The organism is Pseudoalteromonas fuliginea, assembly GCF_000690055.1.
GTDB classification, from domain to species: domain Bacteria; phylum Pseudomonadota; class Gammaproteobacteria; order Enterobacterales; family Alteromonadaceae; genus Pseudoalteromonas; species Pseudoalteromonas fuliginea.
The window spans coordinates 1-675 of record NZ_JJNZ01000040.1; the positions used below are offsets into that span (position 1 = coordinate 1).

Genomic DNA, 675 nt, shown 5'->3' on the forward strand with positions numbered 1-675 from the left:
TTTATGTAATCACTTACGCTATATTTAGCGTCTATAAAGTTTCCATATCCAATCTTTGGCATCCATTCCGTCTTAAAGCTTCTAAAAAACCGCTCCATTGGCGCATTATCCCAACAATTTCCACGTCTACTCATACTTTGTGTGATTTTATAGCGCCATAAACGTTGGCGATATTTTAAACTTGTATAATGGCTACCTTGGTCTGAATGGAACATGAGTCCTGTCGGTTTCCCTCTGCTTTCATATGCGAGTTCAAGCGCTTTTAGCGTTAAATTAGTATCTGGTGACAACGACATTGCCCAGCCAACCACTTTGCGTGCAAATAAATCAATAACCACGGCTAAATAAGCCCAGCGATTGCCTGTCCAAATATACGTCACATCACCGCACCACACGGTATCCGGCTCAACAACATCAAACTGTCTATCAAGCAGGTTTGGGATTTCAAGGTGTTCATTACCACCACGTTTATATGAATGTTGAGGTACTTGGCAGCTTTCGAGCTTTAATTTAACCATTAGCTTAGCTGCACGATAACGGCTCAATTCAAAATCATTGTTCGTTGCTATCGCTGCGATTGTCCGTGCCCCTGCTGAACCACCACTCATCGCATGTATTGCTTTTACTTCAGCCTCTAATCTTGCTTGCTCAGGTGTCGGCGCTGTATCCCGTATG

1 protein-coding gene is annotated in these 675 nt (G+C 43.0%); it reads right to left on the reverse strand.

All coding sequences use genetic code 11. The features are described from left to right. On the reverse strand, positions 1–675 hold a 675-nt coding region (locus tag DC53_RS08220; RefSeq protein WP_033030321.1), incomplete at both ends, for an IS3 family transposase.